Origin of the sequence: Bradyrhizobium iriomotense (assembly GCF_018129405.1) — a bacterium.
Classification (GTDB): Bacteria; Pseudomonadota; Alphaproteobacteria; order Rhizobiales; family Xanthobacteraceae; genus Bradyrhizobium; species Bradyrhizobium iriomotense_B.
The window spans coordinates 553,210-567,848 of the sequence record NZ_JAFCLP010000001.1 but is presented as its reverse complement, the minus strand read 5'-3'; the positions used below and the strand labels follow the sequence as shown (position 1 = coordinate 567,848).

Here is a 14,639-nt window from a genome sequence, read left to right as displayed (position 1 = left end):
CCGCTATCCCGCCCTGGCGATACGACCGTCCGCCGCCCCCGCGCGCAGGTTCTGGAAGAACGTCTCCACCTCCCGCGACAGCGTCTCCGCGGTCTCGGTCAGGCTGCTCGCCGCCGTCAGCACGGACGAAGCCGCCGTGTCGGTCTCGCCGATGGCGTCGCGCAGCGAGGTGATGTTGGCGACGAGGGTCTCGTTGCCTTGCGCGGCTGATTGCGCGTTGGACGAGATCTCGCGCGTGGCCTGGTCCTGCTGGCCGACGGCACCGGCAATGGCCGACGTGACCTCGTTGATCTCCCGCACCGCGCCGCCGATCTCGCGCACGGCGTCGACCGCGTTGCGGGTGGAGGCCTGGATCATCGCGACGTTCTCGCTGATGTCGGCGGTCGCCTTCGCGGTCTGTCCCGCCAGCGCCTTGACCTCGTGGGCAACGACGGCAAAGCCGCGGCCGGCATCGCCGGCACGTGCGGCCTCGCTGGTGGCGTTGAGCGCGAGCAGATTGGTCTGCTCGGCGATCGCCTGGATCAGGCTGAGCACGCCGTCGATGCGCTGGGTGGCGGCGGCGAGGCTCTCGATCTCCGCGATCGACTTCTCGGTGCGCTGGCCGGTCTGCTCGACCGCGCCGGCGCTCTGCCGCACCTGGCGGCCGATCTCCTCGACCGAGGCCGACAGCTCCTCGGCCGCTCCCGCGACCGCCGTGACGTTGTGCGAGGCCTGCTCGGTGGCGTTCGCCGCCGTGCCGGCGCGGCTGCTCGCATCCGCGGTGACGCGGGTGATGGTCTGCGCAGTCTCGCGCATGACGGCGGCGTTGTCGCCGAGGCCGCGCATGATCGCGCCGATCGCCTCGCGGAATGCCTCGACGGATTGCTCGATATGGCGGGCTCGCGCCTCGCGCGCGGCGGAGTCCTGTGAGACCTGGGAGGCGAGGTTGCGGTTGCGTCCCATCGCGTCCTGGAACACCTGGATCGCGCGGGCGAGTGCGCCGATCTCATCGGCACGGTGGGAGTGCGGCACCACGACGTTGTCGGCGCCGTCGGCGACCTGCTTGATGGTCGCGGTGATCGCGGCGAGCGGCCGGGCGATCGAACGGGCGATGATGACGATGCCGATCACGACCAGCGTCAGCGCCACGCCGCCGAGGCAGGTCAGGACGAAGGACAGGGTGCGGTTGGTCTCGGTTTGCTGGGCGATCTGCCGGGCGCGCTCGGCATAGACCTTGGACAGCGCCTCGAGATCCTTGTTCAGCGCCGAGCGCACCGCGCGGTTGGCGTCGTTGTCGCCCCATTCGCGGCCCGCGGCCGCGTTGATCTCGACGCCGCGACGCACCAGCTCCCTGCGGAACTCGACGAACTGCTCGATGCGCTTCTTGAAGGTTGCGAACTGCTCGGCATCGTCGGCCTTGACGATGGTCTCCCAGCGCTTCACGACGTCGAGGATCTGGGCGTTGAACTTGAGCAGGCCCTCGCCGTATTTCTTCACCACCGCCGGCTCGGTCGACATGTAGACGCCGCGCGATTCCATCACCACCGCATAGACCAGCGAGTTGACCCGCTCGACGTTCAGCGCGGCCGCATTCGCCGTCTCGATCGCGCTGGTCAGGTCGGCGCTGCGGCGGCTGTTGTAGTCGGACAGCATCGCGATCGCCGCCGTCAGCAGCGCAAACAGCGCGAAGATCGCGTAGAGCTTGGTGGCAAGCGTAAAGCGGCCTGCCAGGGTGGCGGCATTCCCAGATCGGTCGGATGTCATGGTGTTCAGGGGCCCGGAATGGCCTGAAGCGGCCGGTGAGCGGGGTCGTGCGGAATTGATGCAAAACTATGCGAAACGAAGATGGATGCTGCGTTAACGCGGCCCTTGGCTCCCTTCGTCCTTGGTCGAAAGAAAGTAAGATATTTCAGCGTCTTGATCCCAACGTATAGTTTCAGGATAGTCCTGGAGTCGGCCGTTGGCCGACGAACCCCGGAGAGGCCCCTTGGTCTACCGCCACACCATCGACGCCACGGCCTACACTTTCCCCGATCTGCGCGACCTGCTCGCCAAGGCGACCCCGCCGCGCTCCGGCGACCGGCTGGCCGGAATTGCCGCTGCCAGCTCCGAGCAGATGATCGCGGCGCGGATGGCGCTGGCGGATGTGCCGCTCGGGCAGTTCCTGCAGGAAGCCGTCATTCCCTATGAGACCGACGAGGTCACCCGCCTCGTCATCGACAGCCATGACGCAAGAGCCTTTGCGCCGGTGGCATCGCTGACCGTCGGGGCTTTCCGCGACTGGTTGCTGTCCGATGCTGCAACGCCCGACATCCTGCGCAAGCTGGCACCCGGCATCACCCCGGAGATGGCGGCGGCCGTGTCAAAACTGATGCGCAACCAGGACCTGATCCTGGCGGCGCGGAAATGCGAGGTCACCACCGCCTTCCGCAACACCATCGGCCTGAAGGGGCGGATGAGCACGCGGCTGCAGCCGAACCATCCGTTCGACGACGCCAGGGGCATCACCGCCTCGATCCTCGACGGCATCCTGCTGGGGGCCGGCGATGCCTGCATCGGCATCAATCCGGCGAGCGACGATCCGGCCGTCATTGCCCAGTTGCTGCGGCTGCTCGACGAGATCATCGCGCGGCTGAAGATTCCGACGCAAGCTTGCGTGCTCACCCATGTCACGACGACGCTGTCGCTGATCGGGCAGGGCGTGCCGGTCGATCTCGTCTTCCAGTCGGTCGCGGGCACCGAGGCCGCCAACCGCAGTTTTGGCATCGACCTCGCGCTGCTGAAGGAGGGACAGGCGGCCGGGCTGTCGCAGAGGCGCGGCACGGTCGGGCAGAACGTGATGTATTTCGAGACGGGCCAAGGCTCCGCGCTGTCGGCGGGTGCCCATCACGACGTCGACCAGCAGACCTGCGAGGCCCGCGCCTATGCGGTCGCGCGCGCCTTTGCGCCGCTCCTGGTTAACAGCGTGGTCGGCTTCATCGGCCCGGAATATCTCTACGACGGCAAGGAGATCATCCGCGCCGGGCTGGAGGATCATTTTTGCGGCAAGCTGCTCGGCCTGCCGCTAGGGATCGACATCTGCTATACCAACCATGCCGAGGCGGACCAGGACGACATGGACAATCTGCTGACGCTGCTTGCGGCTGCCGGCGTCACCTTTATCATGGGCGTGCCCGGCGCCGACGACGTCATGCTGAACTACCAGTCCACGTCTTTTCACGACGCGCTCTATGTCCGCGACGTCTTCGCCTTGCGCCGCGCGCCGGAATTCGACGACTGGCTGGTGCAGTCGGGCATCGCGGGCGCCGATTTCCGCCTGGCCGGCGATGCAGGGCTGCTGCCCGATTTCGCCTCGCGGCTGATCGCGTGACGCGGCCGGAGTCGCCTGCGGTCCCCCCGGGAAACCATTGGTCCCCTTCGGAATTATGCTCATGCCACAATATTGAGAAATTCCGGCGACGGCATTACGCTATGCGTCTGGCTGGCAATTTCCGCAACCAGGTCTAGCGTGGCGGGGGAGCTTAGATGCGAGCTGAAAACAACGGTACGTCCCGGCGGATTCTCTGCGTATTTCCGCGCTACACGTCCTCGTTCGGTACGTTCGAGCATTCCTATCCCCTGACCGACGGCGTCCGCGCCTTCATGCCGCCGCAGGGCCTGCTGCTGATCTCCGCCTACCTGCCGAAAGACTGGCAGGTCAAATTCGTCGACGAGAACCTCCGCCGCACGACCAGGGAGGAGTTCGAATGGGCGGAAGCCGTCTTCGTCAGCGGCATGCACATCCAGCGCCAGCAGATGAACGACATCTGCCGCCGCGCCCATGAGTTCGATCTGCCGGTCGCGCTCGGCGGTCCTTCCGTCAGCGCCTGCCCGGATTATTATCCGTCGTTCGACTATCTCCATGTCGGCGAGCTCGGCGATGCCACCAACCAGCTGATCGAGATCCTGTCGCGCGACACCTCGCGTCCTGACGAACAGGTGGTCCTCACCACCAAGGACCGGGTGCCGATGACGGAATTCCCGATCCCGGCCTACGAGCTTGCCGACGTGAAGAAATACTTCCTCGGCAGCATCCAGTATTCCAGCGGCTGTCCCTATCAGTGCGAGTTCTGCGACATCCCCGGCCTCTACGGCCGCAATCCGCGCATCAAGACGCCGGAGCAGATCATCGCCGAGCTCGACCGCCTGCGCGAATGCGGCATGACCGACACGGTCTATTTCGTCGACGACAATTTCATCGGCAACCGCAAGGCGGCGATGGATCTGCTGCCGCACCTGATCGAATGGCAGAAGAAGACCGGCTATGCGGTGCGGCTCGCCTGCGAGGCGACGCTCAACATCGCCAAGCGGCCCGAGATTCTCGAGAAGATGCGCGAGGCCTTTTTCATCACCATCTTCTGCGGCATCGAGACGCCAGATCCCGACGCGTTGAAGGCGATGCACAAGGACCACAACATGATGGTCCCGATCCTGGAAGGCGTGCGCACCATCAACTCCTACGGCATGGAGGTGGTGTCCGGCATCATCATGGGGCTCGACACCGACAAGCCGAACACCTCGGAGGCGCTGCTCGCCTTCGTCGAGGAATCCCAGATTCCGCTGCTCACCATCAACCTGCTGCAGGCGCTGCCGAAGACGCCGCTGTGGGACCGGCTGGAGCGCGAGGGCCGCCTGGTCGAGGACGAAGGGCGCGATTCCAACGTCGACTTCCTGCTGCCCTATGACGAGGTCGTCGCATCCTGGAAGCACGCCATGGCGGTCGCTTACGCGCCCGAGAAGGTCTACGCGCGCTATCAGCATCAATGCGACCACGTCTATGTGCACCGTCTCAAGATGCCGGTGCCGGACGAGATGAAGACCTGGCCCAATATCAGGCGCGGCCTCATCATGCTGCGCAACATCTTCTGGAAGGTCGGTGTGCTCGGCGACTACAAGCGCGTGTTCTGGAGGTTTGCGCTGGGACGCATCAAGCGCGGCGATCTCGAAGGCTTGATCGGCTGCGCCACGATCGCGCATCACCTCATCACCTTCGCGCGCGCGGCCTCCAGCGGCAAGCAGAACGCCTCGAACTATTCGATCCGGCTGCGCGAGGCCGCCGTTCCCGCCGAATGAGCGACAAATCCGTTCCGGCTCGCCCGACCATTGACCTCAGGTCGTTCACGCCCGCGCGCGTCGCGCTCGGGCGCAGCGGCGCGAGCGTGCCGACGCGAGCGCTGCTCGATTTCACGCTGGACCATGCCCGTGCCCGCGATGCGGTGCATGCGGCCTTCGATGCGCCGGGCCTGGTCGCCGATCTCGGCGCGCTCGGTCTCGACGTCAGCGAGGCGAGGAGCCAGGCGATCGATCGCAGGGACTATCTGCGGCGGCCCGATCTCGGACGGCAGCTCGATCCAGGTTCCGCCGAAGCTCTCGCGCGAGGCATCACCGGGCCATGTCAGCTCGCGCTCGTGATTGGCGACGGCCTGTCGGCGGCGGCGGTCCACGCCCATGCGGTGGCGCTGGTGGCGCGCCTGCTGCCGCTGCTCGCGGAGGGCGATGCTGTCGCGCTCGGCCATGTCGTCGTTGCCTCAGGCGCCCGCGTCGCGCTCGGCGACGAGATCGGCGCGATTCTCGGCGCGCGCATGGTCGTGATGCTGATCGGTGAACGGCCCGGCCTGTCCGCGCCCGACAGTCTCGGCGCCTATCTCACCTTCTCGCCGAAGCCGGGCCGCACCGATGCCGAGCGAAATTGCGTGTCGAACATCCACAAGGCTGGGTTGAGCCATGGCGAGGCCGCCTTCAAGATCGCCTGGCTCATCCGCGAGGGCCTGGCCCGGGAGGTCACCGGCGTGGCGCTGAAGGACGAGAGCGCTGACCGGGCGCCGCGCCGAATTGGCACAGCTCTGCCCGAATGACGGGCATTCCGGCAAAATCGCCGTATCTTGATCGATTCGGCCACACTTCGCCTGCTTGCGAAAAGGCCTTTTGACCTGCTAAACCGCTGCCGGCGATTTTCCGCGCGTTTTCAAGGGACAAGCCTCCCATTGGTATGGCGTTTTCAAGCCGTTCGCGGGGCGCAATAAGCTCACAAGACCGAGCCGATTTAGGAACTGGAAAAGGCATGCTCGAAAAGCACCGCGAGAATGAGGTTCATGTCGACAAGGTCGAGCAGGGACCTGCGTCCTCCATCGCCTTCGGGCTGGAGCGGCTCGGGCTGGTCGCCGTCCGGGCCCCGATCGTCTCCTGCATCGTTCTGCTCGCCCTGATTGTCGGCGCCGTGTTCGGCATCTACCGGATCAAGATCGACGATTCGCTGTCGCAGCTGTTCCGTTCCGACACACGCGAATTCAAGCAGTATGAAGAGGTGACGAAGAAGTTCCCGGCCGAGGAATTCGACGTCCTCGTGGTGGTCGAGGGGAAGACCCTCCTGGCCCGCAACAACCTCGAGAAGCTGCGTGATTTCGTCACCGACATGCAGCTGGTCGAAGGCACGCGCGGCCTCGTCTCGCTGTTCTCGGCGCGCCAGGCACCGGCGCCGGGCAAGCTGCCGGCAGCGTTGTTCCCGCCCGAGCTGCCCGAGGGCGCGGCCTATGACAAGTTCATCGAGACCGTCAAGAACAACGAGATCATTCGCGGCAAGCTGCTGTCGGAGGACGGCACGCTGGCGCTGATCGTGCTCTCGCTCGATCCCGAAGTGGTCGCCTCCAGCAAGCTGACCAAGACCGTCGGCGACATCCGCGCGCTGATGAAGGAGGATCTCAGCGACACCGGGCTCAACGTGCAGCTCTCCGGCGTGCCGGTGATGCAGCTCGAGATCCGCAACGCGGTCGAGCGCGACGGGCTCACCTACAACATCCTCGGCATTCTCGCCGGCTGCATCATCGCCATCATCTTCTTCCGCAAGATCTCCTTCATGATCGCGGCGGCGTTCCCGCCGATGATCGCGATCCTGCTGGCGCTCGGCGCGCTCGGCTGGGCCAATTTCAACCTCAACATGTTCCTGAACGTGATGACGCCGCTCATCATGGTCATCAGCTTCTCGGACTCGATGCAGCTGACCTTCGCCGCGCGCGACCGGCTGATCGCCGGGCAGGACAAGTTCACCGCGTTCAAGAACGCGGTGCTGGTGGTGGGCCCGGCCTGCGTGCTGACGCACGGCACCGCCGGCATTTCCTTTATCGCGCTGCAATTCTCCGACTCCGACCTGATCCGCAAGTTCGGCGAGGCGGGGCTGGCCGCCACCATCATCGCGCTGGTCGCGGTGCTGTCGCTGGTGCCCGTGTTCGGCGTGCTGTTCGTGCGCAACGAGAAGGTTTTTGCGGTCAAGTTCCAGGGCGCCGATGCCGGCGTCCAGGCGCTGCGCAATTTCTGCTACTGGATCGCGGTGCGCATGGTGGGCCGGCCCGGCCTGTTCAGCCTGATCGCGGTGCTGTTCGTCGGCGGCCTCGGCGTCATCTACGCCAATCTGGAGCCGCGCTACCGGCTCGCCGACCAGGTGCCGGACAAACGCCAGGCGGTCGCCGCCAGCGACCGGCTCGACGCCAAGCTCACCGGTGCCAACCCCGTCAACGTGCTGATCGCGTTCCCCAAGGGTGAATCGCTGTATTCGCCGGAGACGCTGCAGACCATCGCTGACGTGCACGCGACGGTGGAGAAGGCGGCCGGCGTCGGCAACGTCTGGTCGCTCGAGACCCTGCGCCGCTGGCTCGCGGAAAAGGCCGGCAGCGCCGACGTCGCGACGCTGAAGGAATATGTCAGCGTCATCCCCGAGCATCTGGTGCGGCGTTTCATCGACGCCGAGCAGGATGCCGTCGTGGTCGCCGGCCGCGTGCCGGACAAGGATTCCAGCCAGCTCCTGCCGATCGTCGACAAGCTCGATTCCGAGCTTGGCGCCGTCCGCAAGAAGCATCCTGGCTACGAGATCGCGGTGACCGGTCTTGCCGCCATTGCGGCGCGCAACTCGGCCAGCATGATCGAGAAGCTGAACCGCGGCCTCACCGTCGAATTCGCGCTGGTCGCGATCTTCATCGGCCTTGCCTTCCGTTCCTGGGTCGTGATGTTCGCCTGCATCCTGCCGGGCATCTTCCCGGTGGTGATGTCGGGCACGGTGCTGTGGGCGATGGGCGAGGGGCTGCAATTCGCCAGCGTCGTCGCGCTCACAGTCTCGTTCGGCTTAGGGCTCAGCGCCACCATCCACTTCCTCAATCGCCTGAGGCTCGAGAGCAAGCCGGGCGTCGGCTCGGCGCTCGCGGTGGAGCGGGCGACCGTGCTGGTCGGACCTGCGCTGATCCTGACCACGGTGGTGCTGGCCTGCGGCCTCGTCGTCACCGTGTTCTCCGACCTGCCGTCGCTGCGGCTGTTCGGCTGGCTCAGCGCCTTCTCGATGGTCATGGCGCTCGTCGCCGACCTCTTCATCCTCAGGCCGACGGCGATGTGGCTGATCAACCTGCACGGCAAGCTGCAGGGCACGGACAAGCCGGCGATCTGAGCGGCTTCATCAGTCGGACATGGAATCGGCGCAGTCTGAACGACTGCGCCGGAGTTCCGGCCGAGGATGCAGCCAATGCGGCACGACAGCTCCATCGTGGCGTTTCAGCAGAAGCGCGGCGGCGATTGCGCCGCTTTTCTTGTCCCGTTCCTGACCTCGGACATGATCCTGCTCGACGCCGGTTGCGGACCCGGGACCATCACCGCAGCGCTCGCAGGCATTGTCGGAAACGCCGTCGGCGTCGATATCGAGCCCAAGGCCATCGCCGCAGCCCATCAGCTTGCCGCGAAGGCTGGCCTTGCCAACGTGACCTTCGTCGAAGCCGATATGACCGCGCTTCCGTTCGAGGATGGAACGTTCGATGCCGTTTTCTTTCACGCGGTGCTGTACCATCAAAGCCAGGCGGTGCTGGCGCGAACGCTGGCAGAAGCGCGACGCGTGCTGAAGCCGGGTGGCCTCGTCGCAACCCGCGATGCCGATGTCGGCGGCAATGTTCTTCACCCTGAGATCGACGGCGTGCGCCTCGCGCTCGATCTCTGGCAGCGCTGGTATGAGCACGATGATGCGCAGGCGCTACGCTTCGGCCGGCGGCAGAGCTCCATTCTCCGTGCCCACGGCTTTACGCCGGTCTGGACGGGCGCCAGCTACGTCAACCACAGTGCCGATGCGGAGAGCCGCAGCGAGGCTGTCGCCGATGCGCGGCGGAGCCTGCTCGGGCTTAGGCCGCAACTCGTGGGCAAGGGGCTCGCGACGGACGATGAGATTCAGGCTGCGCTTGCCGGATGGGAGGCCTGGGGACGCGATCCGGACGCGGTCTATTTCCGATGCAGGTGCGAATGCGTCGCGCGCAAGGACTAGCTAGAACGCCGCCCTCGCACTCACGCCTCGATCCGGACGATCCCGTACGGGTTGAACTTGAAGTCGTCCTCGGCGTAGTCCTGCTCGCGCGAGAGCGTGAGCTTGCGGTCGCGCAGCGTCGCCTCGATGCCGTGCTCGGCCATGGCGTTGGCGATCTCCTCCATCAGCATCACCGCGGACCATTCATTGCCGCGCGATTTCGCGACATAGACCTCGGGCAGGCCGACGAGGTGATAGCCGACGGTCTCGTAGTAGTGATCGCCGCCGAGCGGGCGCTTGGCGAAGGCAAGACGACACGCTTTGGCGAGGGCGAGCGTGATGCCGATGCCCTGGCCGGTCTTTGCGCCCGTGCGCGCCTGATCTGCGAGGCTGCGCCACCGCGCAACGCCGTGGGCGACGCCGGCGCTTTCGCCTTTCGCAGCGATGGCGCCCGCGTCGAACATCTCGTCCACGATCTGCAAGGCGGCTGCTGAATAGGCCGTCGCCTTCTGCTGATCCATCGGCGGGCTCAGAACGTAGAGCACCGCCTTGTGATTGACGACGGCCGCTTCGTCTGCCGCGGACCACGCTTTCGGGAAGACGCGGTCCCAGCACACGCCGAACGACCGCTCCATGTGCGGATCTGGCTTGGCTTGCGAATAGGTGCGGTCGATCTCGAAGCCGAAATCGGCGATCGTCTTGGCCATCGCTTTCGGCGGATGCAGCAGGCTTTCATTCTTGCCGAGGAAACAGAGCACGTGACGTGGCTTCACCGACGAAGGCTGCATGTTCGTTCCCCGCTGGATTGGCGGTTGATCGTCGGCGAAGGCGCGACTGGCCACGAATAGCCCGGCGGCCTTGAGCAGATGTCTGCGGATCGGGTCCATCTCAGCAAGTCCAACCGGGCAAGTTCATGTCAGCAAAAAGCCCCCGGCTCGCGGAGAACCGGGGGCGTGTTCCTCATCGGCCCAGAAAGGCGTCAGCCCTTCGTCATCGTGATGTTGACGCCGCGGATCTCGCCCTTGGAAGAAATCTGCACCGTCTGCTTGGTGCCGTTGGTGCGCAGCGACAGATTGGCGGCAAAGCCGTTGGCCTCGACGAACACGTCGATCTGGCCGCCGCCGGCGGTGCCCTGGAGGTTGCCGAAGATGTTGCGGCTCGCCTCGCTCCAATTGCCGGAGATGCGGTCGCCCTGGCTCGTCACGTCGCTGGTGAGGTCGAACTTGTAGCTGTCGGACGCGCAGTGCAGGGCCTGCTTGAGGCTGAGACCGCTGCCGGCGACCTTGTAGTCGGCCTTGCAGCGGATCCGTTCGGTGGACCCGTCGGACAGCGAGACCGTGCCGGTGCCGGTCCACGCGCCGTCGAAGCCGGCAAACGGTCCGGACGACTGTGCATGGCTTGCCGAAACCGAGAAGAGCAGCGCAGCGCCAACGCCGGCCGCAGTGATTGCCAGTCCAGATCGCCCAAAGAATTTCATCACAAATATCCCGTTTTGGAACGACGTCCGTAGAGGATTAAGGACGTCTCGCCATATCGAAGGTTTAGTGTTCCGAGCCTGTGTCAGGTTCAACGCGCCAGGACCAGATATGGCGGTTCACCGGGCGCCGGCGAGGGGCCGGAGCCATGCGATTTATCGTGTTTCGGCGTGTTTCTGGCCGAAAGGGCGGGGCGGAGAGATGCAGCGCTGCAACAGCCGTGCAGTAAAATGCGCACCTCCTGAATTATGACGTAGTATCAATCCCTTACATCTGCCAATGATGGCGCAGGGAAGACCTGATTTGGTGGGGGCGGCGCCAATTTGGCCGCATTTGCCAGTGCTTGTGCCTTCTCTGAGGCCGCTACCCCGCGGCGACTTGCCATCAGAACAATCCGTTCCGGTCGTCCGCCCAGTGCTGTCCGGGATCGGTGCGATTCTGCCGTCAGAATGAAGGAATACAATGCGTAAGCTTCTCGTCGCTCTCACCCTGCTGTCGGCATCCCTTTCGACGGCGGCGTTCGCCCAGCAAGGGCGCGGCACGGACGCCGAGCAGAAGGCCTGCACGCGCGATGTGCAGAAGTTCTGCCGTCCGGTCATCGACCAGGGCGATTTCACCGTCCTGGCCTGCCTGAAGGAGAACCGGGCCAAGATCTCCCAGGCCTGCGACCAGGTCCTGAAGAACCACAACCAGTAAGCTCGGCCATTGGCCCACCAGGGCGGCCCCCGGGCCGCCTTTTTCGGGCCCGATCCGCAAGGGGCGGCCATCGACAGACAGGATTGGTTTTGCGGCCGTATTCCCCTATATGGGGGCCGCGGCGGCATCGCCGGCACGAGCCCGCGCGAGCGAAAAAGCCCTTCCTGTCCAAACGATTGTTAATCAGCCCTCGATGACCTCAGCGAGCGAATTGCGATCCGGCAAGGGTGACCGCGACGAGAATTTTCCCGTCGCGTCCTGGATCATTCATCCGCGTCATCGGGCCCTGATCCTGGCCTATTACAATTTCGTCCGCACCGCCGACGACATCGCCGACCACGCCACGCTGCCGCCCGACCAGAAGCTCGCTTATCTCGACCTGCTCGAGGCGGAACTGCTCGGCAAGGGCGATACCCAGACTGAGGCCGTCACGCTGCGCCATGCGCTGGCCGAGCGCGGCATGGCGCCGCGTCACGCGCTCGACGTGCTGATCGCGTTCCGCATGGACGTGACCAAGCTGCGCTACGAGACCTGGGACGAGGTCATCCACTATTGCCGCTATTCGGCGATGCCGGTCGGCCGCTTCATGCTCGACGTCCATGGCGAGAGCACCTCGACCTGGGCCGCATCGGACGCGCTCTGCGCAGGCCTTCAGATCAACAACCACCTGCAGGATTGCGGCAAGGATTTCCGCGAGCTCAACCGCGTCTACCTGCCGCGCGATGCACTGGCCGCGAGCGGCGCCTCGGTCGAGCAGCTCGGGCTCGCCCAGTCGCCGCCGGCGATGCTGGCCTGCCTGCAGTCGCTCGCCGCGCGCAACGAGGCGTTGCTCGAGGAGGGCCGTTCGCTGACCGCGGAGATCCGGGATTTCCGCCTCGGCGTCGACGTCGCGGTGATCCAGGCCTATGCCGACCGCATCGTGCGCCTGCTGAAGGTGCGCGACCCCTTGCGCGAGCGCGTGCATCTTAACAAGTTCGAGCTTCTCACCTTCAGCCTCGCCGGCATGATCGGCGAAGTCGGCCGCCGCGCGATCGGACGCAAGGCCATTTCCAGACCGGGGACTGCACATGACGCTTGAGGCGGCCACGCCCGGCGCCAGTTATGGCTCGACCGCATCCGGCAGCTCGTTCTATGCCGCGATGCGCATCCTGCCGCACGACCAGCGCGAGGCGATGTTCCAGATCTACAGCTTCTGCCGCCAGGTCGACGACATCGCCGATTCCGACGGTCCGCGCGACGAGCGGCTCGCCGCGCTTCAGCAATGGCGCAACGACATCGACGCGCTCTACCAGGGCAATCCGCCGCCGCGGCTGAAGGACTACGTCGCCTCGGTGAAGACCTTCGGGCTCAAGCGCGAGGATTTCCTCGCCATCGTCGACGGCATGGAGATGGACGTGCCGCAGGACATCCGCGCGCCCGACATGGCGACGCTCGATCTCTATTGCGATCGCGTCGCCAGCGCCGTGGGGCGGCTGTCGGTGCGTGTGTTCGGCATGCCGGAAGAGGATGGCATCCTGCTCGCCCACCATCTCGGCCGCGCGCTTCAGCTCACCAACATCCTGCGCGATATCGACGAGGATGCCGGCCTCGGCCGGCTCTATCTGCCGCGCGAGGCGCTGCTGCATGCCGGTATCACATCCAACGATCCGAACCGCGTGATCACCGAGCGCGCGCTGCCGAAGGTCTGCCTGCCGCTGACGCAGCGCGCCAAGGCGCATTTCGAGAAGTCGGACGAGATCATGAACCGCAACAAGCGCCGCGCCGTGCGCGCGCCGCGGATCATGTCGAAATACTATCATTCCATTCTGGACCTCCTGATCGCGCGCGGTTTCAACGCGCCGCGCGAGCCCGTGCGTGTGTCGAAGATCACACGCATCCTGATCCTGCTCCGTTACGCTTTCATCTGATGCAAAACACAGCTCACATCATCGGCGCTGGAATTTCCGGCCTCTCCGCCGCCGTGCGGCTCGCCAATGCCGGCTTCAAGGTCGCCGTGCACGAGGCGACGCACCAGGCCGGCGGCCGCTGCCGGTCCTATTTCGACGGCGCCACCAATCTCACCATCGACAACGGCAATCATCTGCTGCTGTCGGGCAACAGCCACGCGCGCGCCTATGCGCGCGCGATCGGCACCGAGGCCGGCCTCGTCGGCCCCGACAGCGCACAGTTTCCCTTCGTCGACATCAAGACCGGGCAGCGCTGGCAGATCGATCTCGGCGACGGCCGATGGCCGACCTGGGTGCTCGACGAAGGCCGCCGCGTGCCCGACACCGGCCTCACCGACTATCTCAAGCTGGCGCCGCTGATCTGGGCATCGGAGGAGACGCTGGTCGGCAAGTCCATTCCGACTGAAGGCATCCTCTATCAGCGCCTGGTGCAGCCGCTGCTGCTCGCGGCGCTCAACGTCGATCCGCCCGAGGGCTCGGCTGGGCTGGCCGGTGCGATCGTGCGCGAGACGCTGCTTGCGGGCGGGCAGGCCTGCCGTCCGCTGATCGCACGCGACGGTCTCAGTGCCGTGCTGATCGAGCCGGCGGTGAAGTTTCTGCAGGAGCGTGGCCACACCGTTCAGCTCGGCCATGAGCTGCGTTCGTTCGCGAGCACCAACGGCAAGGTGACCGCGCTGAACTTCGGCGGCGAGGATTTGATCCAGCTCGGAGCGGGTGACGTCATCGTGATGGCGGTGCCGCCGCGCGCGGCAGCTAACCTGCTGCCGGGCCTGAAGACGCCGACCGAATTCCGCGCCATCGTCAACGCGCATTTCCGCATCACACCGCCGCCGGGCTCGGCGCCGATCCTCGGCGTGATCGGCGGCGTCGTGGAATGGCTGTTCGCGTTCCCGAACCGGCTCTCGGTGACCATCAGCAACGGCGATCGTCTCGTCGACATGCCGCGCGAGGAGCTCGCGCAGGCGATCTGGAACGACGTCTGCAAGGCGGGCGGCGTCTCCGGCGAGCTGCCGTCTCAATTGCCCCCTTGGCAGATCGTGCGCGAGCGCCGTGCCACATTTGCGGCAACGCCTGCCCAGAATGCCCTGCGTCCGGGGCCGGTCACTGCGCTGAAAAACCTGTTCCTCGCCGGCGACTGGACTGCTACGGGGTTGCCTGCAACCATCGAGGGATCGGTCCGGTCGGGCGATCGCGCAGCCGATCTGGTTCTGGCCGCCAAAGGATACTGACAAGCGGCCC

General features: G+C 65.6%; 12 protein-coding genes. 9 read left to right on the top strand and 3 right to left on the bottom strand.

Annotated features, from left to right (window positions below; genetic code table 11):
- Nucleotides 1-3: 3 nt before the first annotated feature.
- Nucleotides 4-1,743: a methyl-accepting chemotaxis protein gene (locus tag JQ592_RS02385; protein WP_211401305.1), complete on the bottom strand. Its 1,740-nt coding sequence runs from the start codon at nucleotides 1,741-1,743 to the stop codon at nucleotides 4-6.
- Nucleotides 1,744-1,966: 223 nt separating this feature from the next.
- Between JQ592_RS02385 and JQ592_RS02380 the strand changes: the two genes are divergently transcribed.
- From JQ592_RS02380 to JQ592_RS02360, 5 genes are all read left to right on the top strand, one after another.
- The gene (locus JQ592_RS02380; protein WP_211401304.1) at nucleotides 1,967-3,349 is read left to right on the top strand and encodes an ethanolamine ammonia-lyase subunit EutB; all 1,383 of its coding nucleotides are present in this window, start codon (nucleotides 1,967-1,969) and stop codon (nucleotides 3,347-3,349) included.
- A 155-nt stretch (nucleotides 3,350-3,504) separates the two neighbouring features.
- The gene (locus JQ592_RS02375; RefSeq protein ID WP_211401303.1) at nucleotides 3,505-5,091 is read left to right on the top strand and encodes a B12-binding domain-containing radical SAM protein; all 1,587 of its coding nucleotides are present in this window, start codon (nucleotides 3,505-3,507) and stop codon (nucleotides 5,089-5,091) included.
- Entirely contained in the window at nucleotides 5,088-5,873 is a 786-nt protein-coding gene (gene eutC / locus JQ592_RS02370; protein ID WP_211401302.1) for an ethanolamine ammonia-lyase subunit EutC, read from the top strand. The genes JQ592_RS02375 and eutC overlap by 4 nt, the downstream gene beginning before the upstream one ends.
- A 206-nt stretch (nucleotides 5,874-6,079) precedes the next feature.
- The gene (locus JQ592_RS02365) at nucleotides 6,080-8,446 is read left to right on the top strand and encodes an efflux RND transporter permease subunit (protein ID WP_211401301.1); all 2,367 of its coding nucleotides are present in this window, start codon (nucleotides 6,080-6,082) and stop codon (nucleotides 8,444-8,446) included.
- Nucleotides 8,447-8,521: 75 nt separating this feature from the next.
- Nucleotides 8,522-9,304, top strand: a complete 783-nt coding sequence (locus tag JQ592_RS02360; protein WP_211401300.1) for a class I SAM-dependent methyltransferase — start codon at nucleotides 8,522-8,524, stop codon at nucleotides 9,302-9,304.
- 20 nt (nucleotides 9,305-9,324) lie between these two features.
- Here the strand turns inward: JQ592_RS02360 and JQ592_RS02355 are convergent, their stop codons facing one another.
- Both JQ592_RS02355 and JQ592_RS02350 read right to left on the bottom strand, forming a co-directional pair.
- A complete protein-coding gene (locus JQ592_RS02355) occupies nucleotides 9,325-10,170 on the bottom strand; it encodes a hypothetical protein (protein WP_211401299.1) in 846 nt (281 codons plus the stop codon).
- Nucleotides 10,171-10,262: 92 nt separating this feature from the next.
- Nucleotides 10,263-10,760 carry a hypothetical protein gene (locus tag JQ592_RS02350; RefSeq protein ID WP_100230170.1) on the bottom strand — a complete coding sequence of 166 codons (498 nt, stop codon included), beginning with the start codon at nucleotides 10,758-10,760 and terminating at the stop codon, nucleotides 10,263-10,265.
- Between the two features lie 460 nt (nucleotides 10,761-11,220).
- On the opposite strand from JQ592_RS02350, the gene JQ592_RS02345 reads away from it, so the two are divergent.
- The 4 genes from JQ592_RS02345 to hpnE all read left to right on the top strand — a co-directional run bounded on the left by JQ592_RS02345 (nucleotide 11,221) and on the right by hpnE (nucleotide 14,629).
- Nucleotides 11,221-11,454, top strand: a complete 234-nt coding sequence (locus tag JQ592_RS02345; RefSeq protein WP_166817451.1) for a hypothetical protein — start codon at nucleotides 11,221-11,223, stop codon at nucleotides 11,452-11,454.
- Nucleotides 11,455-11,647: 193 nt separating this feature from the next.
- Nucleotides 11,648-12,532 (top strand): squalene synthase HpnC, encoded by an 885-nt coding sequence (hpnC, locus tag JQ592_RS02340; RefSeq protein WP_211401298.1) that lies wholly within the window; start codon nucleotides 11,648-11,650, stop codon nucleotides 12,530-12,532.
- Nucleotides 12,522-13,361, top strand: a complete 840-nt coding sequence (hpnD, locus tag JQ592_RS02335; protein WP_211401297.1) for a presqualene diphosphate synthase HpnD — start codon at nucleotides 12,522-12,524, stop codon at nucleotides 13,359-13,361. The genes hpnC and hpnD overlap by 11 nt, the downstream gene beginning before the upstream one ends.
- On the top strand, nucleotides 13,361-14,629 hold the full coding sequence (gene hpnE / locus JQ592_RS02330) for a hydroxysqualene dehydroxylase HpnE (RefSeq protein ID WP_211401296.1): 1,269 nt from the start codon (nucleotides 13,361-13,363) through the stop codon (nucleotides 14,627-14,629). Before hpnD ends, hpnE begins: the two co-directional genes overlap by 1 nt.
- The last annotated feature ends 10 nt before the right edge of the window (nucleotides 14,630-14,639 follow it).